26 protein-coding genes are annotated in these 26,523 nt (G+C 38.8%); 23 read left to right on the top strand and 3 right to left on the bottom strand.

Features of this window, described 5'->3' with window-relative positions; genetic code table 11:
* The first annotated feature begins 9 nt into the window (after positions 1 to 9).
* The 22 genes from RWP09_RS00130 (at position 10) to RWP09_RS00025 (ending at position 16,639) form a co-directional block, all read left to right on the top strand.
* Positions 10 to 876, top strand: a complete 867-nt coding sequence (locus RWP09_RS00130; RefSeq protein WP_314432755.1) for a primase alpha helix C-terminal domain-containing protein — start codon at positions 10 to 12, stop codon at positions 874 to 876.
* Positions 877 to 919: 43 nt separating this feature from the next.
* Positions 920 to 2,536, top strand: coding sequence for a phage/plasmid primase, P4 family (locus tag RWP09_RS00125; protein ID WP_314432754.1), 1,617 nt, complete (start codon positions 920 to 922; stop codon positions 2,534 to 2,536).
* A 323-nt stretch (positions 2,537 to 2,859) separates the two neighbouring features.
* A complete protein-coding gene (locus RWP09_RS00120; protein ID WP_314432753.1) occupies positions 2,860 to 3,036 on the top strand; it encodes a hypothetical protein in 177 nt (58 codons plus the stop codon).
* A gap of 320 nt (positions 3,037 to 3,356) precedes the next feature.
* Positions 3,357 to 3,548: a hypothetical protein gene (locus tag RWP09_RS00115; RefSeq protein WP_314432752.1), complete on the top strand. Its 192-nt coding sequence runs from the start codon at positions 3,357 to 3,359 to the stop codon at positions 3,546 to 3,548.
* Between the two features lie 57 nt (positions 3,549 to 3,605).
* Complete coding sequence (locus RWP09_RS00110; RefSeq protein WP_314432751.1) at positions 3,606 to 3,935, top strand: phage replication protein; 330 nt, start codon at positions 3,606 to 3,608, stop codon at positions 3,933 to 3,935.
* The gene (locus RWP09_RS00105) at positions 3,932 to 4,099 is read left to right on the top strand and encodes a hypothetical protein (RefSeq protein WP_314432750.1); all 168 of its coding nucleotides are present in this window, start codon (positions 3,932 to 3,934) and stop codon (positions 4,097 to 4,099) included. Before RWP09_RS00110 ends, RWP09_RS00105 begins: the two co-directional genes overlap by 4 nt.
* 18 nt (positions 4,100 to 4,117) lie before the next feature.
* Entirely contained in the window at positions 4,118 to 4,735 is a 618-nt protein-coding gene (locus tag RWP09_RS00100) for a hypothetical protein (protein WP_314432749.1), read from the top strand.
* 68 nt (positions 4,736 to 4,803) lie between these two features.
* The gene (locus RWP09_RS00095; protein ID WP_314432748.1) at positions 4,804 to 5,037 is read left to right on the top strand and encodes a hypothetical protein; all 234 of its coding nucleotides are present in this window, start codon (positions 4,804 to 4,806) and stop codon (positions 5,035 to 5,037) included.
* Positions 5,038 to 5,049: 12 nt separating this feature from the next.
* On the top strand, positions 5,050 to 5,442 hold the full coding sequence (locus RWP09_RS00090; RefSeq protein WP_314432747.1) for a transcriptional regulator: 393 nt from the start codon (positions 5,050 to 5,052) through the stop codon (positions 5,440 to 5,442).
* A gap of 486 nt (positions 5,443 to 5,928) precedes the next feature.
* A complete protein-coding gene (locus RWP09_RS00085; RefSeq protein ID WP_314432746.1) occupies positions 5,929 to 6,714 on the top strand; it encodes an enoyl-CoA hydratase in 786 nt (261 codons plus the stop codon).
* Positions 6,715 to 6,807: 93 nt separating this feature from the next.
* Positions 6,808 to 7,242 (top strand): MarR family winged helix-turn-helix transcriptional regulator, encoded by a 435-nt coding sequence (locus tag RWP09_RS00080; protein ID WP_000386352.1) that lies wholly within the window; start codon positions 6,808 to 6,810, stop codon positions 7,240 to 7,242.
* The gene (locus tag RWP09_RS00075; protein WP_314432745.1) at positions 7,242 to 8,216 is read left to right on the top strand and encodes a beta-ketoacyl-ACP synthase III; all 975 of its coding nucleotides are present in this window, start codon (positions 7,242 to 7,244) and stop codon (positions 8,214 to 8,216) included. Before RWP09_RS00080 ends, RWP09_RS00075 begins: the two co-directional genes overlap by 1 nt.
* Positions 8,217 to 8,274: 58 nt before the next feature.
* Positions 8,275 to 8,499, top strand: a complete 225-nt coding sequence (locus RWP09_RS00070; protein ID WP_000257838.1) for an acyl carrier protein — start codon at positions 8,275 to 8,277, stop codon at positions 8,497 to 8,499.
* A gap of 267 nt (positions 8,500 to 8,766) precedes the next feature.
* Complete coding sequence (gene fabK, locus RWP09_RS00065; RefSeq protein ID WP_314432744.1) at positions 8,767 to 9,741, top strand: enoyl-[acyl-carrier-protein] reductase FabK; 975 nt, start codon at positions 8,767 to 8,769, stop codon at positions 9,739 to 9,741.
* Entirely contained in the window at positions 9,734 to 10,657 is a 924-nt protein-coding gene (fabD, locus tag RWP09_RS00060; RefSeq protein ID WP_314432743.1) for an ACP S-malonyltransferase, read from the top strand. The genes fabK and fabD overlap by 8 nt, the downstream gene beginning before the upstream one ends.
* Positions 10,658 to 10,697: 40 nt before the next feature.
* Positions 10,698 to 11,429, top strand: a complete 732-nt coding sequence (gene fabG / locus RWP09_RS00055) for a 3-oxoacyl-[acyl-carrier-protein] reductase (protein ID WP_314432742.1) — start codon at positions 10,698 to 10,700, stop codon at positions 11,427 to 11,429.
* Between the two features lie 21 nt (positions 11,430 to 11,450).
* Complete coding sequence (gene fabF / locus RWP09_RS00050; RefSeq protein ID WP_000774070.1) at positions 11,451 to 12,686, top strand: beta-ketoacyl-ACP synthase II; 1,236 nt, start codon at positions 11,451 to 11,453, stop codon at positions 12,684 to 12,686.
* Between the two features lie 2 nt (positions 12,687 to 12,688).
* Positions 12,689 to 13,174 carry an acetyl-CoA carboxylase biotin carboxyl carrier protein gene (gene accB / locus RWP09_RS00045; RefSeq protein WP_314432741.1) on the top strand — a complete coding sequence of 162 codons (486 nt, stop codon included), beginning with the start codon at positions 12,689 to 12,691 and terminating at the stop codon, positions 13,172 to 13,174.
* A complete protein-coding gene (fabZ, locus tag RWP09_RS00040) occupies positions 13,171 to 13,593 on the top strand; it encodes a 3-hydroxyacyl-ACP dehydratase FabZ (RefSeq protein ID WP_000565512.1) in 423 nt (140 codons plus the stop codon). The genes accB and fabZ overlap by 4 nt, the downstream gene beginning before the upstream one ends.
* An 11-nt stretch (positions 13,594 to 13,604) precedes the next feature.
* Complete coding sequence (gene accC / locus RWP09_RS00035; protein ID WP_314432740.1) at positions 13,605 to 14,972, top strand: acetyl-CoA carboxylase biotin carboxylase subunit; 1,368 nt, start codon at positions 13,605 to 13,607, stop codon at positions 14,970 to 14,972.
* Between the two features lie 36 nt (positions 14,973 to 15,008).
* The gene (gene accD / locus RWP09_RS00030; RefSeq protein ID WP_314432739.1) at positions 15,009 to 15,875 is read left to right on the top strand and encodes an acetyl-CoA carboxylase, carboxyltransferase subunit beta; all 867 of its coding nucleotides are present in this window, start codon (positions 15,009 to 15,011) and stop codon (positions 15,873 to 15,875) included.
* Positions 15,872 to 16,639, top strand: a complete 768-nt coding sequence (locus RWP09_RS00025; protein WP_314432738.1) for an acetyl-CoA carboxylase carboxyl transferase subunit alpha — start codon at positions 15,872 to 15,874, stop codon at positions 16,637 to 16,639. Before accD ends, RWP09_RS00025 begins: the two co-directional genes overlap by 4 nt.
* Positions 16,640 to 16,949: 310 nt before the next feature.
* Here the strand turns inward: RWP09_RS00025 and nusB are convergent, their stop codons facing one another.
* The 3 genes from nusB to efp are packed head-to-tail and all read right to left on the bottom strand — an operon-like array spanning position 16,950 to position 18,339.
* A complete protein-coding gene (nusB, locus tag RWP09_RS00020) occupies positions 16,950 to 17,375 on the bottom strand; it encodes a transcription antitermination factor NusB (RefSeq protein WP_153220719.1) in 426 nt (141 codons plus the stop codon).
* Complete coding sequence (locus tag RWP09_RS00015; RefSeq protein WP_020902992.1) at positions 17,368 to 17,757, bottom strand: Asp23/Gls24 family envelope stress response protein; 390 nt, start codon at positions 17,755 to 17,757, stop codon at positions 17,368 to 17,370. The genes nusB and RWP09_RS00015 overlap by 8 nt, the downstream gene beginning before the upstream one ends.
* Positions 17,758 to 17,778: 21 nt before the next feature.
* Positions 17,779 to 18,339, bottom strand: a complete 561-nt coding sequence (efp, locus tag RWP09_RS00010; RefSeq protein WP_000568643.1) for an elongation factor P — start codon at positions 18,337 to 18,339, stop codon at positions 17,779 to 17,781.
* Between the two features lie 257 nt (positions 18,340 to 18,596).
* On the opposite strand from efp, the gene RWP09_RS00005 reads away from it, so the two are divergent.
* On the top strand, positions 18,597 to 26,523 hold a 7,927-nt coding region (locus RWP09_RS00005), incomplete at its 3' end, for a MucBP domain-containing protein (protein WP_314432737.1).

The following is a 26,523-nucleotide window of genomic DNA, read 5'->3' as shown; positions in this document are numbered from 1 at the left end:
GGCGATAATATGGCAATTTATGAGGCTAAAGGATTTCAAAATAATCTAGTCTATCCATTTGATAAGATTGAGCCATTCGAGTATATCGAGCGTTTCAAGCCCTTAGTAGTTCCTGAAGGGGCAGATATTGAGGAATACAAGCGAACTCAAGCGCCTTACTGTATCAGTGGGAAAGTAACGCCAGAAAAGAATGGCAGTTACAAGCGAAACAACTCCAGTCTAATCTATCGGGATTTGATTTTCCTTGATTATGACGATATACAGGGGACGTCTGAGGACTTCATAAAAGCCGTTTCTAGCGCTTTATTTGGCTACTCCTATATCTTATACCCGACTATCAAACATAGCTTAGAAAAGCCCCGTTTTCGCCTTGTAGTGAAGCCTGACAACGTGATGAACGAGGCAACCTATAAGCAGATAGTGAAAGAGATTGCTGATAAGATTGGGCTACCCTTTGACATGGCCAGTTTAACATGGTCACAACTTCAAGGGCTACCAGTAACAACAGGCGACCCAGCAAGTTATCAAAAAATTGTAGAGCATGGACTTGATTATCCAGTACCACAGACAACGGCTGAACCAGTCAAACAGAATGCTACAAGCCTTCCATACACTCCAAGGCCAAGCGGTCAGAAATCTATGACCATGAGGATCATTGACACGCTTTTCAACGGATTTGGAGACGAGGGAGGGCGAAACGTAGCGCTGACACGCTTTGTAGGCTTACTCTTTAATAAGTGGGTTGATTGTGACCTAGAGACCGCCTACGAGCTGACAAAGATAGCTAATAGCGTGACAGTTGAACCATTGCCTATTGAAGAGCTAGACCGCAGTTTTAGCAGTATAGCACGGGCTGAATATAGAAAGAGAGGTTAGAACCATAGAACTAGAAGAATTAGGAAACCTAAAAAGTGAAATCTTGGAGGCGCGTGAAAGCGAAGATAAGCACTTTAAGACTTTCAAAGGTGTTAGGGGACAGCTTATCAAAGAGTGCCAAGAAATCAAGGACAAGGCTTATCAGCAAGCTTATGAAGAAGTTATGGCAGACAGCAAACACCTTGAAAATGTAAAGGCAGGCAGGTTGACCGAGGCCCAGCATGAAGAACTAGCCCAGCAGAAAGGCGAGGAAAAGAGCAGTAAGGCCTTACCAACTAATCCGCTGGGAGTTGCTATTATGTTAAAAAAGTACGTCCGATTTATTAGAATTAAGCCAGAGGCACAAGGGCAAAAAGCCCCTTTATATTTCTATAATCCTGATTTTGGTATCTGGTTAGAGGATAATGAATTTTTGCAAGATCTTATTTCTGTCATTTATCCAAACGCAACGGAAAAACAGGCATTTGACACGCTTTATAAAATAGCTAGACAGAGCCAAATGAGGGAAATCCAAGGCAATTATACTGTAATTGGGAAACAGCTATACAATGCTAAGACAGGCATTTTTGAAGAAACCACACCAGAGATTACAGCAACAAGAAAGATAAAAACAGGTTATAATCCTGTAGCAGAAGAGCCGATAATTAACGGCTGGAAGCCGACAGCTTGGCTTTTAGAGTTGTTTGACGGTGACAAGGAGCTTTATAACCTTGCTATCCAGATTATAAAAGCAAGCGTCACAGGGCAGTCATTGCAAAAAATCTTTTGGCTTTTCGGTGAAGGTGGAACAGGAAAAGGAACTTTTCAGCAGTTACTTATAAACCTAGTTGGTATGGAAAATGTGGCCAGTTTGAAGATCACTGGTTTAACAAAAAGTCAATTTTCAACGTCTATATTATTGGGAAAGTCGCTTGTAATCGGTGATGATGTACAAAAGGACGCAGTAATTAGAGACACTTCAGATATGTTTAGCTTAGCAACAGGCGACATAATGACCATAGAGGACAAAGGGAAACGCCCTTATAGCATACGTCTTAATATGACGGTAGTACAATCTTCTAATGGTTTACCAAGAATGAACGGGGATAAATCAGCTATTGATAGGCGATTTAGAATTTTACCTTTTACCAAAATATTCAAAGGTAATCCTAACAAGGCTATCAAAGACGATTACATTAACCGCAAAGAAGTGCTGGAGTACCTGGTTAAGTTGGCTATTGAAACACCAATCGCTGACATTAACCCTACGAAGTCTATTGAAATACTTGAAGAACACCATAAGGACATGAACCCCGTTATTGATTTTGTTTCTAAGTTTTTTACTGATGAATTGACAAGTGAGTTTATTCCTAATAGTTTTGTCTATCACGTTTGGAAAGGTTTCCTAGAATACTATGGTATTAAAGAAAACAGGTCAGAAATGGGCTTACATCGAGAAATCAAAAGCAACCTACCTGAAGGTTTCGCAGTTGGCCAGAAGGTTATCCCTGCAGGGCAACAGATCCATAAAGGTTTTTATCCTAAAGAAGATCTACCGCCGTTTGCAAGCGTAGCCTATGCTAATGGTAGGGCAACACCCGAAAAGCAGAAAAAGCCAAAGAATGAACGCGGGTATTACAACCATTGGCCAGAGTACAAAAAGAGAAGGAAAAGAAAATAAGAATTTTATACACTTTACACAGTAGGGCAAAAATTTTATACACTTAAAAACGTTGTCATATCAAGGGTTTTATACACTTTATACGAAAAACACGGAAATAAAAAAATTTCCTTATATAGTGTTTCAAAATGGGGTCCCTATTATCCTTATATATGTTTTTATTTTAATGTATAAAGTGTATAAAGTGTATAAAACAATAGTAAAACCCTTGGCATTACTGACTTTATTTTTTATACACTTTTAAAAACAAGTGTATAAAATTTGTAAGAAGCGTATAAAAAAGGGGACAGAAAAATCAATTAAGTACAAAAGGAGTAAAAAACATGAAAACTAAACTATTTTTTTATTACAAATGGCAACAATCACTAGAAAATTTTGAACAGGAAGTAAATGATTTTATGGCGACCGTGCAGGTAATTGATGTAAAACATTCAACCGCAACCGTAGGAGATAGTGATGGTATGGGTGCGATTGCTGGTTTGCTAGTATTATACAGATAACAAAATGGGGTAGATAGTACCGACCCCCTTGCAATGGTGTAACTACTAGTGACACCCTTAAAAACAGAAAGAGGTAAATACATGGATGATTTTCATGAATTGCTACAAAAAGGGTTTATTTTATACCAAAAAAGTGGTAGAATAGGAGTAGAATCCCCCCCAACTTTTGGGAGTGTGACCTTGCATTTTCAAGATGGTAGATTTTCCCACTTGGTGCGAACTGAAACAAAGAAATAGAGTCTATCGGAACAACCGAGGGCACTGAATAAGCTAAATGGCTTTTCGGTGTCCTTTTTTGTTTTGGCAGAAGGAGAACGGATATGAGATTAGGAAGTAAAGTAAAACGTCTGGAAGAATTTCAAAAGAATAGAAAACGTGACAAGGTTGTATTTATCAATAGTGGGGATTTTAAGGATTCAACAGAATGCGATGAATACATTGCTAGACTTACAGAAGAGTATAAAGCGCAAGGTATCAATCCTATTTTCTTTATCGATGATGTGAGCGTTTAAACTGATAGGAGGTAGAAAGCTATTGCAAAATTAAAACCAAAACAAGAATACTTTTTGATGGCTTTGATTAGTGAACCAAGCATTACAAAAGCTATTGAAAAATCTGGAATCGCCAAAAATACGGCGTATAGGTATCTTAAAGATAGGAATTTTTTCAGCGAATATCAAAAGCTGAGACAAGACATGATAGGGCGAACGACAAGCCTATTATTACAGGCTAGTGGGCGTGCCGTTGAAGTTTTGTATGAGGTGGCAGATGATCCAGAAAAAAGCCCCTATGCAAGGGTACAGGCAGCTAAAACAATATTAGAAATGGCATACCGTGGCATGGAATTAGAAGACTTGCAAACACGGATAGAAAGATTAGAACAAGGAATGGAACTATGAAAATTAAATTATTTTATTATTACCGCTGGGACTCTACTGCACTAGAAGATTTTGAAAAAAAGATTAACGACTTCATGGCAACTGTCCAAGTGGTGGACGTGAAATATTCAGAGGCTACCAATAACACAGAAGCAATCACTGGTGTGATGGTGCTATATAAGTAAGCAGAAGGAGTTGAATAGATGAAGAAAAGCACAGTATTAGCCAAAACAGAATCGCTAAAAGGGGCTATTTATAACCTCTCTGAGAAAATTGAAAAAATCCGAAATAACAATTATTTGAGTGTAGAGGGCAAGACATACGAGTTAGAAGAACTTAAATACCAGTATGAAAACTGGTATGGGGCTTACTACAATGAGTTAAAAGCATTATCCGATGGTTTATTAGAAAAAGTAGAACGTAAACGTGCTGAAGATGAAGTTAAAAAATTGACTGACTACGGCTATCAAGCGGCTCTACAAAATGCTTTAAAACTCTTGGAAAAAGAAGCGCTAGAAGTTTCAACTGCTAAGGCATTGATAGACCATTACAAGGACGATTGGATGGCTTTATCACTTATTAGAAGTACCGTGGGGGATATCTGGGGAGATGGCAATCCTAAAAATGCTGAAATCGCCCAATATATTCCGATTGATAACCGTGAGCGTACAAAAGATTTGTTGGCTAAGTTTAGCCGTGGGGTTGATGAAATCAATTACGAGCGTTTGATGGTAGATGACCAATTTGTAAAAGCAAGAGTGGATGCGTTAATTGTATTCTTAAACTCAGATTTTCTAGATGAGAACATGGAAGCACAATAAAATCTGACGATGGGGAGCAATCCCCTTTTTTTAGATAAATCAGATAGAATTACACACGAGGTAGGGGAATGGTTAGAAGCTTAAAGACAAGACTGCAAAGATTGGAAGAACACACTATTAAAGATATAACACCGATTGTATGGCTAACCTTGCTTGAAAGTGGGGAATATGAAGTAAGAGTTTCAGAGTACAGGAAAAACTCTAAAGAAGTAGTAATGACCTTTAAGGCTGAGAAAGAGGCTTGTAATTACATAGAGACCACAGTAGGGGCTTGTATTGTTTGGGATATACCACCACAATAAAGGAGCGAACTAATGGAGCTGGATAAGTTTAAAACGATGATGAACGTAAGGGAGCGGATGACATACTTTCTACGTTTCCAGAGGATGGCAGGGAGTGAAAACCAAGTTACAATAGACGAAGAAGCTTGGAAACTTATCTTACCTGATCAGTGGAATTTGAGAGGTGAGCATGAAAAAGCAATCCGTGAGGGATTGGAAATATTCGCCCACGACATCAACAGTATAGAGAACGAGAGAGCCAGAAAATACTTTATCATCCATTATTGCTACATGAGAAAGAAAACAATGAGTGAATGCGTAGAGATGGCAGGCACTAGCTCCACTAGCTACCACCGATACAAACAGATAGCCGTCTTAAACTTTGCGAGAATCCACCAGAACGGAGAGCTGGAAGTATATAAATAAGTGTATATCATCTTGATAGGATATTTTGCCCTATCGTCTTTATCGTGTTATAATATACCTATCAGCAACCAGCAATAAAAAAAGCACGTTTGACCGTGCTAGTTTCTTGCCTGCTGAACTCATTAAATTATTTTGATAGACTTGAAAAAGTCTATTTTTTTGTTCCATTTTTTAGGAACTTTAGGGGGAATGAATGGCAATCTATGCCTATATGTTTATTTTAGCAATTCTTTGAGAACTCAATAAAATCAAGGGTTTAGGGTCTGTAAATTGCTAAAAAGAAAGTTGCAAAAGGTAATATACGATTATAGCAGAAAGAAAGCCTTTTTTCAATGAAGAAAATAAGCTATTTTACAGGGAGAGATAAGGAATCTAAAATCGGCTGAGACACTTATTACATTCTTATTCTTGCTTTTTTAGAATAAAAAAGATATACTTTGAAAACAAAATTATTTAACTTGCTTATAAAAATAAAAAGGAGTCCAGATGGAACATATTATTTATCAGCTCGAAGAGGATTTGGCAATTATTACTTTAAACCGTCCTGATGTCGCTAACGGTTTCCACATTCCTATGTGTGAGGAGATTTTAGAAGCCTTGACTTTGGCAGAAGAGGATTCAGCTGTGCATTTTATCTTGATCAATGCGAATGGCAAAGTCTTCTCAGTTGGGGGAGATTTAGTAGAGATGAAGAGGGCAGTGGATGAGGATGATATTCCATCATTGACGAAAATCGCAGAACTGGTCAATACTATTTCTTATAAAATCAAGCAAATTGCAAAGCCTGTTCTGATGGAGGTTGATGGAGCTGTTGCAGGTGCTGCAGCTAATATGGCTGTTGCCGCAGATTTCTGTTTAGCGACCGATAAGGCTAAATTTATCCAAGCCTTTGTTGGAGTTGGTTTGGCTCCAGATGCAGGAGGGATTCATCTCTTGAGCCGCAGTATCGGTGTGACGCGTGCTGCTCAACTAGCCATGACAGGAGAGGCTTTGACAGCAGAAAAAGCTCTAGAGTGGGGTGTGGTTTACCGTATTTCTGAAGCTGATAAGTTAGAAAAAACCAGAGAACAGCTTCTTAAAAAATTAAGACGTGGGTCAGCTAATTCCTATGCAGCCATCAAGAAGTTGGTTTGGGAGAGCCAATTTAAAGATTGGCAAGATTATGCTGTTTTAGAACTGCATCTACAGGAATCACTGGCCAAAACAGAGGATTTCAAAGAGGGAGTTCGGGCTCATTCGGAGCGAAGAAGACCTAAATTTACAGGAAAATAAAAAAATACTTGCACCATTCTTTGAAGTTTGATATAATTCTTTTGTCAAATGTTTTGATTGTAAAAGTTTTTTTGAGAAGGAGGGAAAGAAGGATTGGACTACCAACGAATTAATGAATATTTAACATCTATATTTAACAATGTCCTCGTCATTGAGGAAGTTAGCTTGAGAGGTAGTCGTTTCAAGGATATCTCCATCAAAGAAATGCATACGATTGATGTGATTGGGAAATTCCCAGACGTGACACCAAGTCAAGTGTCAAAAGAGTTGATGGTGACTCTTGGGACGGTTACGACGAGTCTGAATAATCTCGAACGCAAGGGTTACATTGAACGCATTCGTTCAGAACATGATCGACGTGTAGTGCATCTGCATTTGACAAAGAAAGGTCGCTTGGTTCATAGGCTACATAAACGCTTCCACAAGGCCATGGTTGAAAAAATCATTGATGGTATGAGTAAGCAAGAAATGGAGGTTATGAGCAAAGGTTTGACCAATCTTTATCAATTTTTGGAGGATTTGAGATAATGGCTTTTGCAAAAATAAGCCAGGTTGCTCATTATGTGCCAGAGCAAGTGGTTACAAATCATGATTTGGCTCAGATTATGGATACCAATGATGAGTGGATTTCAAGTCGGACGGGAATACGACAAAGGCATATCTCAAGAACAGAATCTACTAGTGATTTGGCTACAGAGGTTGCTAAGAAACTAATGGCAAAAGCTGGAATCACAGGGGAGGAGTTGGATTTTATCATCCTAGCTACCATCACTCCTGATTCGATGATGCCCTCTACAGCTGCTCGTATTCAAGCTAATATTGGTGCTAATAAGGCCTTTGCTTTTGATCTAACAGCTGCTTGTAGTGGATTTGTATTTGCTCTTTCAACTGCTGAAAAGTTTATCGCTTCTGGTCGCTTTCAAAAAGGATTGGTGATTGGCAGTGAAACTCTCTCTAAAGCAGTCGATTGGTCAGACCGATCAACAGCTGTGTTGTTTGGAGATGGTGCTGGTGGTGTCTTGCTAGAAGCTAGCGAGCAAGAGCATTTCTTAGCGGAGAGTCTCAATAGCGATGGTTCACGAAGCGAGTGTCTAACTTATGGGCATTCAGGCCTGCATTCTCCATTTTCAGATCAAGAAACTACAGATTCATTTTTGAAGATGGATGGGCGCGCAGTCTTTGATTTTGCCATTCGGGATGTAGCCAAGTCTATCAAGCAGACTATTGATGAATCTCCTATAGAGGTGACAGACTTGGATTATCTGTTACTTCATCAAGCTAATATCCGTATTTTGGATAAGATGGCTAGAAAAATTGGTGTTGACCGAGATAAACTTCCAGCCAATATGATGGAATATGGTAATACCAGTGCAGCCAGTATCCCGATTTTACTTTCAGAGTGTGTAGAACAAGGTCTCATCCATTTAGATGGTAGCCAGACTGTTCTGCTATCAGGCTTCGGTGGAGGCTTGACCTGGGGCACGCTCATTCTTACAATTTAGGTAATCATGTGGTGAACACATTGTTATAAAAAACTATTTATTTTAAAGGAGTCCTATCATGGCAGTATTTGAAAAAGTACAAGAAATTATCGTTGAAGAACTTGGAAAAGACGCATCAGAAGTAACACTTGAATCAACTTTTGATGATTTGGACGCAGATTCATTGGACTTGTTCCAAGTAATCTCAGAAATTGAAGATGCTTTTGATATCCAAATCGAAGCAGAAGATGACTTGAAAACAGTTGGTGACTTGGTTGCCTACGTTGAAGAGCAAACAAAATAATACTCAATGAAAATCAAAGAACAAACTAGGAAGCTAGCCGCAGGCTGCTCAAAACACTGATTTGAGGTTGTAGATAAGAGTGACGAAGTCAGTCACATATATACGGCAAGGTGACGCTGACGTGGTTTGAAGAGATTTTCGAAGAGTATAAACAGAATATAGATAGAAGGAGTAGGGAAACCCGCTCCCTCTTGTTTAGGCAATAGTTTGATTTTCAAATTATGATGGTATCGAACTATTACGTAAGCAAGAAATGATGGAGGCACTATGAAAACGCGTATTACAGAATTATTGAACATTGATTATCCTATCTTTCAAGGAGGAATGGCCTGGGTCGCTGATGGTGATTTGGCAGGAGCTGTTTCCAAGGCTGGAGGACTAGGGATTATCGGTGGTGGGAATGCCCCGAAAGAAGTCGTCAAGGCAAATATTGACAAGATCAAATCGTTAACGGATAAACCTTTTGGTGTCAACATCATGCTCTTGTCTCCCTTTGTGGAAGATATTGTAGACCTCGTTATCGAAGAAGGGGTTAAGGTAGTGACAACAGGCGCAGGAAACCCAAGTAAATACATGGAACGTTTCCATGAAGCAGGGATTACAGTTATTCCTGTTGTACCAAGTGTTGCCCTAGCGAAACGCATGGAAAAAATCGGTGCGGACGCTGTTATTGCAGAAGGAATGGAAGCTGGGGGACACATTGGAAAATTAACAACTATGACCTTGGTGCGCCAGGTTGCTGCTGCTGTATCGATTCCTGTTATTGCTGCAGGAGGAATTGCGGATGGTGAAGGTGCTGCTGCTGGCTTTATGCTTGGTGCAGAGGCTGTTCAGGTTGGAACTCGTTTTGTCGTTGCAAAAGAGTCTAATGCCCATCCAAATTACAAGGCGAAAATTTTAAAAGCTAGAGATATTGATACTACGATTTCAGCTCAACACTTTGGGCATGCTGTTCGTGCGATTAAAAACCAATTGACTCGTGATTTTGAAAAAGCTGAGAAAGATGCCTTTAAACAAGAAAATCCAGATTTGGAAATTTTTGAACAAATGGGCGCAGGTGCACTAGCAAAAGCAGTTGTTCACGGAGATGTGGATGGTGGCTCTGTTATGGCAGGTCAAATTGCAGGCCTTGTTTCCAAAGAAGAAAGCGTTGAAGAAATCCTAAAAGATTTGTACTATGGAGCAGCTAAGAAAATTCAAGAAGAAGCCTCTCGTTGGGCAGGAGTTGTAAGAAATGACTAAAACAGCCTTTTTATTTGCTGGTCAAGGTGCCCAGTATCTAGGTATGGGACGGGATCTCTATGATCACTACCCGATTGTCAAAGAAACGATTGATCAAGCGAGTCAGGTACTTGATTATAATTTGCGTCATCTCATTGATAGGGAAGAAGAAAAACTCAATCAGACCCGCTATACGCAACCAGCTATTTTAGCGACTTCAGTTGCTATTTACCGATTATTGCAAGAAAAGGGCTATCAACCTGATATGGTTGCTGGTTTGTCTCTTGGAGAATACTCTGCCTTGGTGGCCAGCGGTGCCTTGGATTTTGAAGATGCGGTTGCCTTGGTTGCTAAGCGTGGAGCCTATATGGAAGAAGCGGCTCCTGCTGGCTCTGGCAAGATGGTTGCAGTTCTCAATACATCAGTAGAGGTCATTGAGGAAGCCTGTCAAAAAGCTTCTGAACTTGGAGTGGTTACCCCAGCCAACTATAATACACCTGCACAAATCGTGATTGGTGGAGAAGTGGCTGCAGTTGACCGCGCAGTAGAACTCTTGCAGGAAGCTGGTGCCAAACGCTTGATTCCTCTCAAGGTATCAGGTCCCTTTCATACTGCTCTCCTTGAGCCTGCTAGCCAAAAACTAGCTGAAACTCTAGCTCAAGTAAGTTTTTCAGATTTCACTTGTCCACTAGTCGGTAATACAGAAGCTACTGTCATGCAAAAAGAAGATATTGCTCAACTCTTGACGCGTCAGGTCAAGGAACCAGTTCGTTTCTATGAAAGTATTGCTCTTATGCAAGAAGCAGGCGTAACCAACTTTATCGAGATTGGACCGGGGAAAGTCTTGTCAGGCTTTGTCAAAAAAATTGATAAGACAGCTAAACTAGCCAATGTTGAAGATCAGGCTAGTTTGGAAACTTTGCTAGAAAATAAGTAATCCCTTCTCCCATAAATACAAGAGGAAACAGGAGAAAAGAATGCAACTAGAAAATAAAAATATCTTTATTACAGGTTCGAGTCGTGGAATTGGTCTTGCTATCGCCCACAAGTTTGCTCAAGCAGGAGCCAATATTGTTTTAAACAGTCGTGGGGCAATTTCAGAAGAATTGCTCGCTGAGTTTTCAAACTATGGTGTCAAGGTGGTTCCCATTTCAGGAGACGTGTCAGATTTTGCAGACGCTAAGCGTATGGTTGATCAAGCTATTACAGAGCTGGGTTCAGTAGATGTTTTGGTCAACAATGCAGGAATTACACAAGATACCCTAATGCTCAAGATGACAGAAGCGGATTTTGAAAAAGTGCTCAAGGTTAACTTGACTGGTGCCTTTAACATGACACAATCAGTCTTGAAACCGATGTTAAAAGCCAGAGAAGGTGCTATCATTAATATGTCTAGTGTTGTTGGTTTGATGGGGAATATCGGCCAAGCTAACTATGCAGCTTCTAAGGCGGGTTTGATTGGTTTTACCAAGTCTGTGGCGCGTGAAGTGGCCAATCGCAATATCAGGGTTAATGCTATTGCACCTGGAATGATTGAGTCCGATATGACAGCTGTTCTATCAGACAAGGTAAAAGATGCTATGCTGGCCCAAATTCCCATGAAAGAATTTGGACAGGCAGAGCAGGTTGCAGATTTGACAGTATTTTTAGCAGGCCAAGATTATCTAACTGGTCAAGTAGTTGCCATTGATGGTGGCTTAAGTATGTAGCAGAAGCTAGAGGTAAAAAAGATGAAACTAAATCGCGTAGTAGTAACAGGTTATGGAGTAACATCTCCAATCGGAAATACACCAGAAGAATTTTGGAATAGTTTGACAACTGGAAAAATCGGAATTGGTCCAATTACAAAATTTGATCATAGTGACTTTGATGTGCATAATGCAGCAGAAATCCAAGATTTTCCTTTTGATAAATACTTTGTTAAGAAAGATACCAATCGTTTCGATAACTACTCTTTGTATGCCTTGTACGCAGCCCAAGAAGCCGTTAATCATGCCAATTTAGATGTAGAGGCTCTTGATAAAGATCGTTTTGGTGTTATCGTGGCCTCTGGTATTGGTGGAATCAAAGAAATTGAAGATCAAGTGCTTCGACTCAACGAAAAAGGGCCAAAACGTGTGAAACCATTGACCCTTCCAAAAGCCTTGCCAAATATGGCTTCAGGAAATGTTGCTATGCGTTTTGGAGCAAACGGTGTTTGTAAATCCATCAATACTGCCTGCGCTTCATCAAATGACGCGATTGGGGATGCCTTCCGCTCAATTAAGTTTGGTTTCCAAGACGTTATGTTGGTAGGTGGTTCAGAAGCTTCGATCACACCTTTTGCTATTGCTGGTTTCCAAGCCCTAACTGCTCTCTCAACTACAGAGGATCCAACTCGTGCTTCTATCCCATTTGATAAGGACCGTAATGGGTTTGTTATGGGTGAAGGTTCAGGGATGTTGGTTCTTGAAAGCCTGGAACACGCCGAAAAACGTGGCGCTACTATCCTGGCTGAAGTGGTTGGTTACGGAAATACTTGTGATGCCTACCACATGACTTCACCACATCCAGAAGGTCAGGGAGCTATCAAGGCCATCAAACTAGCCTTGGAAGAAGCTGAGATTTCTCCAGAGCAAGTAGCCTATGTCAATGCTCACGGAACCTCAACTCCTGCTAATGAAAAAGGAGAAAGTGGTGCGATCGTAGCTGTTCTTGGTAAGGAAGTACCTGTATCATCAACCAAATCATTCACGGGACATTTGCTGGGGGCTGCAGGTGCAGTAGAAGCTATCGTCACCATCGAGGCTATGCGTCATAACTTTGTACCAATGACAGCTGGCACAAGCGAAGTATCAGACTATATCGAAGCCAATGTGGTTTATGGACAAGGCTTGGAGCAAGAAATTCCATACGCTATTTCAAATACCTTTGGTTTTGGTGGCCACAATGCAGTTCTTGCTTTCAAACGTTGGGAGAATAAATAACTATGAATTTAAACGATATTAAAGACTTGATGGCTCAATTTGACCAGTCAAGTTTGAGAGAATTTTCTTATAAAAATGGGACGGATGAGTTGCAGTTTAGCAAGAATGAAGCGAGACTTGTATCTGAAGTTGCAGCTCCAGTTGCTCCAGCGCCCGTTCTAGCAACACCAAGTTCAGTAGCTCCTTCATCTGCTCCTGAAGAAACTGTAGTGGCAGAAACTTCGGCACCAGCCGAAGCAAGTGTGGCTGCTGAGGGAGATGTTGTAGAGAGTCCACTTGTTGGGGTGGCTTACTTGGCTGCTGGTCCTGATAAACCTGCATTCGTTACAGTTGGTGATAGTGTCAAAAAAGGCCAAACATTGGTCATCATCGAAGCTATGAAAGTCATGAATGAAATCCCAGCTCCTAAGGATGGTGTGGTAACGGAAATTCTTGTTTCTAACGAAGAAATGGTTGAGTTTGGTAAAGGATTGGTACGAATCAAATGATCGATATTCAAGGAATCAAAGAAGCTCTTCCCCACCGTTATCCTATGCTCCTAGTAGACCGTGTCTTGGAAGTGAGCGAGGACACTATTGTTGCTATCAAAAATGTAACCATCAATGAGCCCTTCTTTAACGGTCATTTCCCTCAATATCCAGTTATGCCAGGTGTTCTGATCATGGAAGCATTGGCGCAAACAGCTGGTGTCTTGGAGTTGTCAAAACCTGAAAATAAAGGAAAACTGGTCTTTTACGCTGGTATGGACAAGGTTAAATTCAAGAAGCAAGTTGTACCAGGTGACCAATTAGTTATGACGGCAACGTTTGTAAAACGTCGCGGTAGCATTGCTGTGGTTGAAGCAAAGGCTGAAGTGGATGGCAAGCTTGCAGCTAGTGGTACTCTTACCTTTGCAATAGGGAACTAAGGAGGTTCTCCATGTTTCGAAAAATTTTAATTGCCAATCGTGGTGAAATTGCGGTTCGTATTATCCGTGCGGCGCGTGAATTGGGCATTGCGACGGTAGCGGTTTATTCAACTGCCGATAAGGAAGCCCTTCATACGCTTTTGGCAGATGAAGCGGTTTGTATCGGTCCTGGCAAGGCAACAGAGTCTTATCTCAATATTAATGCGGTTCTATCAGCTGCAGTTTTGACTGAGGCAGAAGCCATCCACCCAGGTTTTGGATTTCTCAGTGAAAATTCCAAATTTGCAACCATGTGTGAAGAGGTGGGAATCAAGTTTATCGGCCCATCTGGTCATGTCATGGATATGATGGGGGATAAGATCAATGCGCGTGCTCAGATGATCAAAGCAGGCGTGCCTGTTATACCAGGTTCAGATGGAGAAGTGCATAATTCTGAGGAAGCTTTGATTGTTGCTGAAAAAATTGGCTACCCTGTTATGCTCAAGGCTTCAGCAGGTGGAGGTGGTAAGGGGATACGTAAGGTTGAAAAACCAGAAGACCTCGTTTCCGCTTTTGAAACTGCCTCTAGTGAAGCCAAGGCCAATTATGGCAATGGTGCCATGTACATAGAACGGGTTATCTATCCAGCTCGTCACATCGAGGTTCAAATCCTAGGAGATGAGCATGGACATGTGATTCACTTGGGGGAACGGGATTGTTCTCTTCAACGGAATAATCAAAAGGTTTTAGAAGAAAGTCCTTCGATTGCAATAGGAAAAACACTGCGTAATGAAATTGGTGCTGCTGCTGTTCGAGCGGCTGAGTCTGTGGGCTATGAAAATGCAGGGACTATTGAGTTTCTTCTTGATGAAGCCAGCGGTAAATTCTATTTTATGGAGATGAATACTCGTGTACAAGTAGAACATCCAGTAACAGAATTTGTTTCAGGTGTGGATATCGTTAAGGAACAAATTCGCATTGCGGCAGGTCAGTCACTGTCTGTTAAGCAAGAAGATATTGTCCTACGCGGTCATGCCATCGAGTGTCGTATCAATGCAGAAAATCCAGCCTTTAACTTTGCTCCAAGTCCAGGTAAGATTACTAATCTCCATCTGCCAAGTGGTGGAGTTGGCTTGCGCGTGGATTCAGCAGTTTATCCAGGCTATACCATTCCACCTTATTATGACAGTATGATTGCTAAAATCATCGTTCACGGTGAAAATCGTTTTGATGCCTTGATGAAAATGCAACGTGCCCTCTATGAATTAGAGATTGAAGGGGTGCAGACCAATGCAGATTTCCAGCTTGACCTCATTTCAGATCGCAATGTCATTGCTGGAGATTACGATACTTCCTTCTTGATGGAAACCTTTTTACCCAAGTATCAAGAAAAAGAATAAAATGACTTCAAGAGTTTAAACCGAAAAGGGGAATCAATGGCTCTATTTAGTAAAAAAGATAAGTATATTCGAATCAATCCCAATCGTTCGGTTAGGGAAAAACCTCAAGCCAAGCCAGAGGTTCCAGATGAATTATTCTCCCAGTGTCCAGGCTGTAAGCATACCATCTATCAGAAGGATCTGGGAAGTGAGCGTATCTGTCCGCACTGTAGCTATACCTTTCGTATTTCTGCCCAAGAACGTTTGGCTTTGACGATTGATATGGGAAGCTTTAAGGAATTGTTTACAGGGATTGAAAGCAAGGATCCCTTGCATTTCCCTGGTTATCAAAAGAAACTAGCAACTATGCGTGAAAAAACAGGTCTGGACGAAGCCGTTGTGACAGGAACTGCTCTTATTAAAGGTCAGACTGTGGCTCTTGGGATTATGGATTCCAACTTTATCATGGCTTCTATGGGTACAGTTGTAGGGGAAAAAATTACTCGCTTGTTTGAGTATGCGACTGTCGAACAATTACCAGTTGTTCTCTTTACAGCCTCTGGTGGAGCCCGTATGCAGGAAGGAATCATGAGTCTCATGCAGATGGCCAAGATTTCTGCAGCAGTTAAACGCCATTCAAATGCTGGTCTCTTTTATCTGACCATTTTGACAGATCCAACGACAGGTGGTGTAACAGCGTCTTTCGCTATGGAAGGCGATATCATTCTGGCTGAACCACAGAGCTTGGTCGGTTTTGCTGGGCGTCGTGTGATTGAAAATACGGTTCGTGAAAGCTTACCTGAGGGGTTCCAAAAGGCAGAATTCCTATTGGAACATGGCTTTGTTGATGCTATTGTTAAAAGAAGAGACTTGCCAGATACGATTGCTAGCCTAATCAGATTGCATGGAGGGAGTCCTAGATGAATATTGCAAAAATAGTCAGAGAAGCGCGTGAGCAGAGTCGCTTGACAACCTTGGACTTTGCGACAGGCATTTTTGATGACTTTATCCAATTACACGGCGACCGTTCTTTTCGTGATGATGGTGCAGTTGTTGGTGGTATTGGCTGGCTTGGAGAGCAAGCTGTAACAGTGGTTGGTATCCAAAAAGGCAAAAGTTTACAAGATAACCTTAAACGGAATTTTGGCCAACCGCATCCAGAAGGTTACCGCAAGGCTCTACGGTTGATGAAACAGGCTGAAAAATTTGGCCGTCCAGTGGTGACTTTTATCAATACAGCAGGTGCTTATCCTGGTGTCGGAGCGGAAGAACGTGGACAGGGAGAAGCTATTGCTCGCAATCTCATGGAAATGAGTGACCTGAAAGTTCCTATTATCGCCATCATTATCGGTGAAGGTGGTTCAGGTGGAGCTCTGGCTCTGGCAGTCGCAGACCGTGTTTGGATGCTGGAAAATTCTATCTATGCTATTCTCAGTCCAGAAGGCTTTGCTTCCATTCTATGGAAGGACGGCAGTCGTGCTATGGAAGCGGCAGAACTGATGAAAATCACTTCGCATGAACTGTTAGAAATGGACGTGGTAGATAAGGTGATTTCTGAAGCAGGACTTTCTAGCAAAGAACTGATTAAGAGTGTCAAAAGAGAACTTCAAGCTGAGCTAGCTAGACTTTCACAAAAACCGCTAGAAGAGTTGTTGGAAGAACGTTACCAACGATTTAGAAAATACTAATATTTCAGAATACGCAAAAACTAGAACTGGCAGTTAGTTCTAGTTTTTGTGTGCTTCTTATACTCAATGAAAATCAAAGAGCAAACTAGGAAACTAGCCGCAGGCTGCTCAAAGCACTGCTTTGAGGTTGTAGATAGAACTGACGAAGTCAGCTCAAAACACTGTTTTGAGGTTGCAGATAGAACTGACGAAGTCAGTAACACATATACGGCAAGGCGACGTTGACGCGGTTTGAAGAGATTTTCGAAGAGTATTACTCTGTGCAGAGGGGAAAGTCAAAAGGTGCTTGGAAGACCAAACACCTTTTCGATTATTCATTTTCTTCAGTTACAAATTGACTAAGCAGTCCGTTGATAAAGCGGGCTGATTTTTGATCTGAAAAATTCTTAGCAAGTTCAATGGCTTCATTGACTGCTACCAGCTGAGGTGTATCAAATGAAGTGATTTCAAAGATACCCAAGCGTAGTAAGTTTTTTTCGATCAAGGTCAAGCGTTCAACTGTCCAGCCTGATTTGAGGTGCTGGTTGATTTGTTTATCCAACTCGTCTTTTTGAGCTTGAACGCCAGAAACCAAGTTCAGAAGAAAGGCAGGGATTTGCACATCTGCATCTTCACGGTCATGTGTATATGCAAAGTGACAAGCTGTTTCCACATCTGTACCGAATTCAAGGCTCATGAGGGCTTGAAAAGCGCATTTACGAAGTTCACGTCTAGATTCTAATAATGGACTAGTCATTGAGGAAGTCCTCGTTAAATAGATCTTTCAACTCAGGTTTTGGTGTTTTGTCTGGAACGATTCCTGCAACATGGATGTTAACAGCAGAAAGTTCCACATCAGCCATATCACGGACAGCATCTTTGACTGCTTTTTGAATAGCAAGAGCAACTTTTGGTACCTTCACACCGTACTCAAGGTAGAGATAGATGTCAGCAGTTAGTTCTTCGTTGCTTTCTTTTAAGTAGACGCCGCGTCCAAGAGAGAGTTTTGATAGGGTATCAGATACGGATTTATTTGAAAATGAGTGGACACCATCAACTTTAGCAGTTGCAATGGCAATGATTTTTTCAAGTACACGTGGAGCGATAACGATTTCGCCAAATTGTTCTTCAATTCCCATAGAATGACCTCTTTCTAGAGATTAGGCACGAGAAACGTAAGTTCCTTCTGCAGTGTTGATGATCAATTTTTGTCCAGCTTCGATGAAGTCTGGAACGTTGACAACAAGTCCAGTTTCCATAGTTGCTGGTTTACCAGAACCTGTAACAGTAGCACCTTTGATAGATGGTTGTGTTTCAGCAACTGTCAATTCAACAGTAGTTGGTACAGTTACACCGATTACTTCAGTTCCGTAGAATTGGATTTTCACATCAGAGTTTTCAAGGATGTAAAGCAATTCATTTTCAACATTTACGACTGGGATTTCGTATTGGTCGTAAGTTTCAGTGTTCATGAAGTAGGCAGTTTCATCCATTTTGTACAAGTATTGAGCTGGAACAGTTTCGATAATAGCTTGTTCGAATTTTTCTTCTGGACGGTAGCTTGTATCAAATGTAGAACCAGTACGGACATCACGCAATTTCATACGCATGATCGTGTTTCCTTTACCTGGTTTGTGGTGGCTAGCTTCCAAAACGCGGATCAATTTTCCGTCTGCAGTTTCAAATGTCATACCAGCTTTCAATTTGCTTGCTTCAATCATGTTTTTACCTCTTTAATAAATATTATTACTCTTAATTCTACCATAAAAGGAATGAAAAAGAAAGTTGGAGGTGGGATAATGGAAATATTTATATAAATTTATACTTGTGCGAAAAAATGTTTTAGAATGCTATATTTTTCAAATGAAATTCATAAACAAATATCTTAACAGTTACTTTGAAATATGATATAATTTATACAGTATATTTGTACCCAAGTGTGCATATATATATATATATATATAAACAAGGAGAAAAAATGTTTAAATTGTCGAGACAACAAAAAGATCATCGTTATTTTTGTGGAAACAGATACGAAAAATATTCGATTAAAAAATTAAAAGTTGGTGCTGCGAGTGTCTTAATCGGGGCAGGATTTTTGTTTGGTTACAATGTGGATACGGTAGAAGCAGACTCTGCTACTGAAACGGTAGTGACGAAGGATGCTGATACGGGACTAAGCCAAGCTCAAGGAAATACTCAAGCAGGAACGATCTCTGAGCAAAAAGTAGATAGTGCAGGGAAATCGGAGTTAGCTGAGTATCCAAAATCAACTGAAGAGGCAGAAAAGTCAACTGAGCCAGCAAAAACTGTAAAAGATACTGAACATTCTTCAACAGGTTCAGAGAATATTAACACTGCAGAAGGAACGGAGACAAAACCATCTGTCGATTTATCTCTCTTGCAAGCAAAATTAGCAGATTTGGAAGTTCAAATTGAACGTCTCCGAGGAAATAAAAAACAGGCGGATCGAGTCCAAGCAGCGGAAAAACTAGTTGCAGAAGCTAAGCAATATTTAAGTGCATTGGATGCAACACAGTCAGGAGCTGATAAAAAAGCAAGAGAAATTAGTTCATTAACAGCTATTTTAAAATCAATTAAAGCTGAAGAGATATCTAAAGAAAATAAAAATCAAGTTGAAGAAGTAACTAGTGAAAAAGAGTCGTTTTCAGTTGATAAAGAAGAATTAAAGAAATTGACTAATGAATTAACTGAAGCAATATCAAAAGTAGCTGATTTATCGTCAGATGATGACAAGAAAACGATAGAGAAAGCATGGCAAGTTCTTAATGAAGTAAAAGCTTCAGAAGGTAATCTAAATGAAGCAGTACTAGCAGAACTTTATCAAAAAGTTCAAAAAAGTAGAAACTCTATTGTAAACTTATCTACACGTACATTTAGTGGTAAAAGAGATGTTCGTAACGGAAAAGAAATTCCTAAAGAAGATTTACGTACAGGCGCTTCTGTAAGTAATGATGTACTTCATGGACATTTATCGTTTTTAGATTCTAATGGGGTAAGTAAAAATATAAGTGAAGATACTATTCCAGTAGTCAGTAATGGAGACGGAAAACGTGTCTTGAAATTACAATTAGGTTTTTCAAGTTCATCTCCAACGCCAATTAAAAATGGTAAAATTCGTTATATTATTCCGAAAAATCATCTTAATACAGATGTGAAGCCATCACTTTCTAATTCAGCGTTAGCAAGTGGTAGTCCAAAAGATATTTCAGATGATAATAATTTTATTTATGAAATTAATCTAAACACGATTACTGGTGGTGCTGTAGGTCAAATTAATATTGAACATCAAATTAGTTCTTCAATTGATAAGAGTCCGTCAGCTGGTGATACAACTATTGCTAGAGCAGAATTTTATAATGGAGACGAGCTAATCTCTACAACAACTGCTACAGCTAAATATGAATATCTATCTCAAATTCTTTATAAAGAATCTGATAAAAAAGAAAATAAAAATCTTTTTGATTATGTTCCAGGCTACTATGATAGAGATTTAATTGTTGGATCTAAAAATTCCGATGGAACATTTAGTCCAATTAAGGGAAATACTTTTACTCTGCCATTTATTACATATGATAGAGGAAAAGATTTCTTACAAGGTACAGATGTAGTAGATAAAAATGGTAACGGTCGACTAACTGATGTAGATTATACGATTACAGGTATTCCAGAGTTTCTGGAATTAGTTCCAACAGTGGAAACAAATCGTTATTGGACTTTAGAAGGAAATGTTGTTAAGTTAAATTACGATAAAACTTCTGTAGATGCATATAAGAGACCTACAAGAGTTGGACAAAACATTAATAATAATGGTCCAGTCTTCCGTGTTAAAGAAGGCTACTTCGATACTCCTCAAAAAATGCAAGAGTATTTAAGTTCTAATGGTGGTAAAAAAGTTAATATTGAATATAAGGCTATTGGTCATCGTCCAGATGGAACTACTTATACTCAAACATTAGCAACGTCAGAAGCTTTAAATAATCAATTGAAATTCTCGATTGGTGATGATGTTCCAGCACCTATTCCGGCGCAACGTATGGCATTTGGAGTTACAACACCAAATAAACAACGTTTATTCTCTAATCAAAGTGATACGGATGAATTTAATGTTTCATATGGCTACAATTCAGGTCCATTAAGAGATGCAAATGGTGCAATGACTCCAAGATCATTAAAAGGTAATGGAGATAAACTAGATAATAATTATTTCGTATATTCTGTACCAACAGATAAACCAAATACTTACTTTACTCACTTCCAACTAACTGAAACAACTGCAAATGTTATCCAAAAAGATGGAACAACTAAGCTTGAATATTATAATAATTCAGATGCAAGTAAACAAAGCTTTAACTATACATTTGCAAAACCATTTAAATTATATGGGGTAAAAGCAGATGGAACTCGTGAAGAGTTAAAAGAAATGTCAACAGCAAATCAATTATATGAAGAAGTTGAAATTGATAAATCAAAACAATTCACACGTTTAGTATTAGAACATCCAGATGTTGTTGATAAATTTATCGAAGCTGGCGATAACTTCGTTCCACTAGGATTCAGATCAACTGTTCGAACTACAATGGCGAACTGGCAAGAAATGGCAGCAAATGATAATATCACACGTCATGAAAATAATATTGGAGTTAGCTTATCAACTAGTGGAAACTCATTAGATGCTGCGACAACAATGACTTATCCTGCAACAGTTAATAAGAATGGTTATAATACTGCTGTTCATACCAAAGAACGTTTCACAGCTGAATTAGCGATTAGCCCTGTTTCACCAATTGGTGATAAAAATGCAGCAAGTTATGATGCAAACCGCGGAAATGATAAGAATAATATTAGTCGTCAACAAATTGTACCATTTATGGTTCGTTATAAAGCAAGTGAATACTATAATAATGCCATTAAGACAGTAGATGGTAAAAAAGTACTAAATAATGATGACTTAGATGAAAGCATTCAAAATGCAACAGTGATGCTTGTTGCGGACTCAACACTTCCATTAACGAATTTCCGTATGCCAATGGATAATAAAATGTTTTCAAATAAATTCTCAACACAAGGTAGAGCAAACTACAGTGCTGGAGATTATGAAAACGTCGTAAAAGATACGGATGTTATTAATCCAGATAAAATTATTAAAGATTATAAAGGTGAAAAAGGAAAAACAGCTTATATCTTCAAAGCAAAAGATTTAGGGTTGAAGTCAGTTGACTTAAACTTAAACCAATTGAACAATGATGGACCAGTTGCCTTAACATTTGAAGTAGTTAATAATGGACAAGCAGAAAATGGTACGTATCACATTGATTCATACTTAGTATGGGATAAAGAATCAAATCGTTTAGTTGGTAAAGACCCAAGCTTAAGTGCAGACATTTTAGAAGGTCATGAACCTGGAAGACAAGTTGCTAAAGCAACAACAGATGTAACATTAAAAGTGGCATCAGAATACTATACTCAATTAACCATTGCGAAGAAAAATGAAGTTGGAGTAATGGGAATTATCAACGTTAAAAATGGTGAAGATGTTGTTCTTAACCCATCTGTAGTAAATGCTGCCGATGCACCAGCAGTTTTAAAAGAAGTGATGGTTGAGATTCCTAAGAACTATGGTGAACCACATAAAGTAGCTGAAACAAGTCTGAAAGGTCCTATTGCAGCTACAGCTGATTATCATGTGGAATATACAACTTCCAAAGGAACAAATGCTGAAAAAACAGTAGCACCGTATGTTCGTGAAGATCAAATTACTGACTGGAGTACAGTTACAGCTGTTAAATATGTATTCGATAGAGAATATACTCTGAATAAAGGAGAAAAATTCCAAACAAGTTTTGATGTTAATGTGCATACAGACAACCCTAACTTAGTTGAAGGACAATCACAAGTTTGGTTGAAAGATGGAAAAAATACATGGTTAGAATCAAATAAAGTAGGTTTAATTACAGAAGATCAACGTGGTAAATTAAAAGTAAGACATGTTAATTTATCAGGTAATGATATTATGACTGAAATTAGTGATAAAGGGTTCCAAAATGATCCATATACTAGTTCATCATACGGTATCATCGATAGAGCTAATGATGGAAAAGCTTATATTTATAGCCATGTTCATAATGAGTCTGACCCTACTGACGGCATTTATGAAAAACAACAAACGAAAAAAGTAATCTATGTTTATGTAGAAGCTGATCGTAAAGAGGAACGTAAAGATGTAACTCGTACAATCAACTATGTAGAAAAAGATAATGAAGGAAATGTCATTTTCCCTCAGAGAACATATACACGTCCAGCTAAACGTGTTGTTTATACAATTAAAGAAGGTCCAAGAACTGGAGAAAAAATTTATGGACCGTGGGAAAGAGTTCGTAATGATACTCCTTTAGATTGGCCAACTGAAGTTTCTCCTACTGGTAATAATGATTATACATTGGTTGGTAGAAAAGATGACGAAACAATTAAAAATGTAGAAAAAGAACCAATTGTTACTTGGAAAGCTCCAAATGACGATATTCAAGTAGATCCAGTTACAGGAAAAGTTACGATTGCAGCTGATAAAGTAAAAGCTGGGACAGGAATTTCTGTAGTGACAAAAGATTCAAACAATACATTAACAAATGTTTCCTCAACGGATAATGCTGGTAATAAAGTGATTTCTCCATTAGCTTCAGAAACTACACGATTAGAAATTACTTATATTCCTAAAGGACAAAAAGAGCCAATAACTTCTATCGTTACAAAAGAAGGAAATAGATGGACGACAACAGATACTAACATTACTGTAAATGCATCTACTGGAGAAGTAACGATTTCTAAAGATAAGAGAGAATTTGGACAAAGTGTTACAACTGTAGCGAAAGATAGCAATGGAAATAGTACAATTTTACCAGCAATTAGTAATAAGAAAGATGCTGTCATTAGACCAGTAACTGAAGCATTTACAATGGATATTACTTATACTCCTGTTGGTCAAGAAACGCCTGTAACTGTAACTGTATCAAGAGACATTATTGAAAATAAAGAATATACAGTTCTTTATGAAGCTAGAAAAGGTTCAATTAATATCAATTACGAAGATACAGAAGGAAATGTCATTAAAGCTAAACAAGCTTATGTATCAAATCAAAAACTACGTAATGCCACAGATGTTGATGGTACAGAGCTTACTGGAGCTAATAAATCAAGTTTTAGTATGGGTGCTCTTCAAGGTGAGAAAAGAGAAAAATTCAGACCTGATAAGATTACATTGGAAGATGGAAAAATCTATAACTTGAGAAGAGTGAAACCAAACACACCAAGAGATTACGGTAATTTAGTAGAGGGAACTACAGAGATTACTTATGTCTATGAATTAGCCAAAGGTACTGTAAGAGTTAAATATCAAGATACTGATGGTAGAGGATTTGGTTTAGCAGACAAGGTTATTAAAGATAATGTTCCAACTGGAGAAGCGTACGATACTACAACTTCAGAAAATAAACCAACTCGTTACGAAGCAGCTGATGGAAAAGTTTATGAATTAGTAACTACTGCTAAGACAGACGGTAATATTCAATATGATGCTAATGGTGTGAGAACGAATGTAAACCAAGCTACAAAAGCAGAACCATCTGGTACAGTTGCTGAAGGAAATAAAGAAATTACGTATATTTATGAGTTGAAAAAAGGAAGCGTAGTTGTTCACTATATCGATACAGAAGGTAATAAAATTAAAGACGACCGTACTGATAAAGATAATGTAACGACTGGAACACAATATAATGTAACTGATGCTACAAATAAACCAGCTAAAATTACAACGACAGAAGGTAAAATCTTTGAATTAGTAACTGAAGCAAAAACTGAAGGTGAAGTTCAATATGATGCAACAGGACTTAAGAAAGATTCTGCAGCGGTAACAGGACGTGTTAAAGCTGAAACATTAGAAGTAACTTATGTTTATAAAGAGAAAAAATCTGGTGTTAATGTTAAATATGTAGATAGTCAAGGTCGTCCAATTGCAGGAACTGCAACAATGCCTGGCGATACAACTGAAACAGTAACAGTAGATGGATTAAAACCTGTAACAGATGCAAGTATTAAATCTGACTACGATGTTACAAATAGAAAAGCTACTAAGATTACAACTGAAGATGGTAAAGTTTACCGACTAATTGCTGATAGAGATGGTTTACAAGCAGGTTCTAAACCAGCAACTGGTAAAGTAGAAGAAAACGAAATTACAGTTACTTATCAATATGAGTTACTAGGAAGTGTAGTGACTAAATATGAATTATCAGATGGTACGAAATTAACAGGTGAATTAACATTTGATAATGCAACAACTCCAACTACAGTAGAAGAAAAAGGTTTAGCAGTTGCAAATGCAACAGATGTATCAAATGGTACAAATTATGATGCAAGTACTCCAGCTAACAAACCGAATAAGATTACAACAGCAACTGGAGAAGTATATTACCTAGTATCTTCTGATAATGGAGTAAAAGCTGGCTCAGCAACAGTTACTGGAACAGTAGAAGAAGGTAAAACAAAAGAAGTTACTTATGTTTACGAAAAAGCAGGTTCAGTAGTCATCAAATACATTAATACTGACGGTACTGAAATTAAAACATCTGTACAAGATTCTACAAATGCTAAACCAGGAACAGCCTATAACGCAGCTGAAACTGATGAAAAACCAGCAACAATTGAATTTAACAACAAGAAATATAAACTAGTTACAAAAGAAGGTACTACTACAACTAATGCAACTTACTCTGCAGAAGCAGTCGTAACAAACGGAGAAAACGTTGGAGCTGCAACTGGACAAGTAGTATCAGGAAAAACTCTTGAAGTAACCTATGTTTATGAAGAAGTTAAAGGAAATGTACTTGTTAAATATGTAGATGAAACAGGAGCTCCATTAGCCGGAACAGCAACAATGCCTGGTGATACAACTGAAACTGTAACAGCAGCTGGTGTAACAGCAGTTACTGAAGCAGAATTAGGTACAAGCTATGATAATAAAGTAGCTGAGAAAAAAGCGACTAAAATCACAACAGCAGATGGAAAAGTATATGAACTTGTAACTGAAAACAATGGATTATACAATACCTCAGAGCCAGAAACAGGAACAGTAACAGAAGCTGATAAAGTTGTAACATATGTTTACAAAGAGAAAAAATCAGCAGTAAATGTGAAGTATGTTGATAAAGATGGACAACCACTAGCCGGAACAGCAACAATGCCTGGTGATACAACTGAAACAGTAACAGTAGATGGATTAAAACCTGTAACAGATGCAAGTGTTAACAGTGATTACAATGTTGCAGACAAAAAAGCATCTAAGATTACTACAGCAGACGGTAAAGTATATCGATTAATTACTGAACGTGAAGGATTATTAGATGGATCTAAACCAGTATCTGGTAAAGTTGAAGAAAACGAAATTACTGTAACTTATCAATATGAGTTAGTAAATGGTAACGTAACAGTAACTTATAAAGATACTGAAGGTAATAAGATTGAAGGATATGAAACACCTAAGGACGCAGAAAAAGATGCACCAACAGGAAAAGACTTCAATACAGCAACAGAAGCGTTGAAACCAGCTAAGATTACAACGCCAAGTGGCAAAGTATACAACCTAGTACCTGAAAGTACAGAAGGAAACGAAACTGGCAAAGTCACAGAAACACCACAAAATGTGACTTATGTATACAAACTAGCTAAAGGTGATGTCACAGTAACTTATAAAGATACTGAAGGTAACAAGATCGAAGGCTACGAAACACCTAAGGACGCAGAAAAAGCTGCACCAACAGGAAAAGACTTCAACACAGCAACAGAAGCGTTGAAACCAGCTAAGATTACAACGCCAAGTGGCAAAGTATACA

It is taken from the genome of uncultured Streptococcus sp. (assembly GCF_963521255.1).
Lineage (GTDB): Bacteria > Bacillota > Bacilli > Lactobacillales > Streptococcaceae > Streptococcus.
The sequence above is the reverse complement of the archived record's forward strand: the minus strand, read 5'-3'. Positions and strand labels throughout refer to the sequence as shown.

What these genes read in the sequence shown, in the direction of transcription:
- RWP09_RS00130 (WP_314432755.1), top strand. Translation starts at nt 10, where the DNA reads ATGGCAATTTATGAGGCTAAAGGATTTCAAAATAATCTAGTCTATCCA.
- fabZ (WP_000565512.1), top strand. Translation starts at nt 13,171, where the DNA reads ATGATCGATATTCAAGGAATCAAAGAAGCTCTTCCCCACCGTTATCCT.
- accC (WP_314432740.1), top strand. Translation starts at nt 13,605, where the DNA reads ATGTTTCGAAAAATTTTAATTGCCAATCGTGGTGAAATTGCGGTTCGT.
- RWP09_RS00100 (WP_314432749.1), top strand. Translation starts at nt 4,118, where the DNA reads ATGAAGAAAAGCACAGTATTAGCCAAAACAGAATCGCTAAAAGGGGCT.
- RWP09_RS00070 (WP_000257838.1), top strand. Translation starts at nt 8,275, where the DNA reads ATGGCAGTATTTGAAAAAGTACAAGAAATTATCGTTGAAGAACTTGGA.
- RWP09_RS00075 (WP_314432745.1), top strand. Translation starts at nt 7,242, where the DNA reads ATGGCTTTTGCAAAAATAAGCCAGGTTGCTCATTATGTGCCAGAGCAA.
- RWP09_RS00115 (WP_314432752.1), top strand. Translation starts at nt 3,357, where the DNA reads ATGAGATTAGGAAGTAAAGTAAAACGTCTGGAAGAATTTCAAAAGAAT.
- RWP09_RS00025 (WP_314432738.1), top strand. Translation starts at nt 15,872, where the DNA reads ATGAATATTGCAAAAATAGTCAGAGAAGCGCGTGAGCAGAGTCGCTTG.
- nusB (WP_153220719.1), bottom strand. Translation starts at nt 17,375, where the DNA reads ATGACTAGTCCATTATTAGAATCTAGACGTGAACTTCGTAAATGCGCT.
- accB (WP_314432741.1), top strand. Translation starts at nt 12,689, where the DNA reads ATGAATTTAAACGATATTAAAGACTTGATGGCTCAATTTGACCAGTCA.
- fabG (WP_314432742.1), top strand. Translation starts at nt 10,698, where the DNA reads ATGCAACTAGAAAATAAAAATATCTTTATTACAGGTTCGAGTCGTGGA.
- RWP09_RS00085 (WP_314432746.1), top strand. Translation starts at nt 5,929, where the DNA reads ATGGAACATATTATTTATCAGCTCGAAGAGGATTTGGCAATTATTACT.
- RWP09_RS00120 (WP_314432753.1), top strand. Translation starts at nt 2,860, where the DNA reads ATGAAAACTAAACTATTTTTTTATTACAAATGGCAACAATCACTAGAA.
- RWP09_RS00110 (WP_314432751.1), top strand. Translation starts at nt 3,606, where the DNA reads ATGGCTTTGATTAGTGAACCAAGCATTACAAAAGCTATTGAAAAATCT.
- accD (WP_314432739.1), top strand. Translation starts at nt 15,009, where the DNA reads ATGGCTCTATTTAGTAAAAAAGATAAGTATATTCGAATCAATCCCAAT.
- fabD (WP_314432743.1), top strand. Translation starts at nt 9,734, where the DNA reads ATGACTAAAACAGCCTTTTTATTTGCTGGTCAAGGTGCCCAGTATCTA.
- RWP09_RS00090 (WP_314432747.1), top strand. Translation starts at nt 5,050, where the DNA reads ATGGAGCTGGATAAGTTTAAAACGATGATGAACGTAAGGGAGCGGATG.
- RWP09_RS00105 (WP_314432750.1), top strand. Translation starts at nt 3,932, where the DNA reads ATGAAAATTAAATTATTTTATTATTACCGCTGGGACTCTACTGCACTA.
- fabK (WP_314432744.1), top strand. Translation starts at nt 8,767, where the DNA reads ATGAAAACGCGTATTACAGAATTATTGAACATTGATTATCCTATCTTT.
- efp (WP_000568643.1), bottom strand. Translation starts at nt 18,339, where the DNA reads ATGATTGAAGCAAGCAAATTGAAAGCTGGTATGACATTTGAAACTGCA.
- RWP09_RS00095 (WP_314432748.1), top strand. Translation starts at nt 4,804, where the DNA reads ATGGTTAGAAGCTTAAAGACAAGACTGCAAAGATTGGAAGAACACACT.
- RWP09_RS00015 (WP_020902992.1), bottom strand. Translation starts at nt 17,757, where the DNA reads ATGGGAATTGAAGAACAATTTGGCGAAATCGTTATCGCTCCACGTGTA.
- fabF (WP_000774070.1), top strand. Translation starts at nt 11,451, where the DNA reads ATGAAACTAAATCGCGTAGTAGTAACAGGTTATGGAGTAACATCTCCA.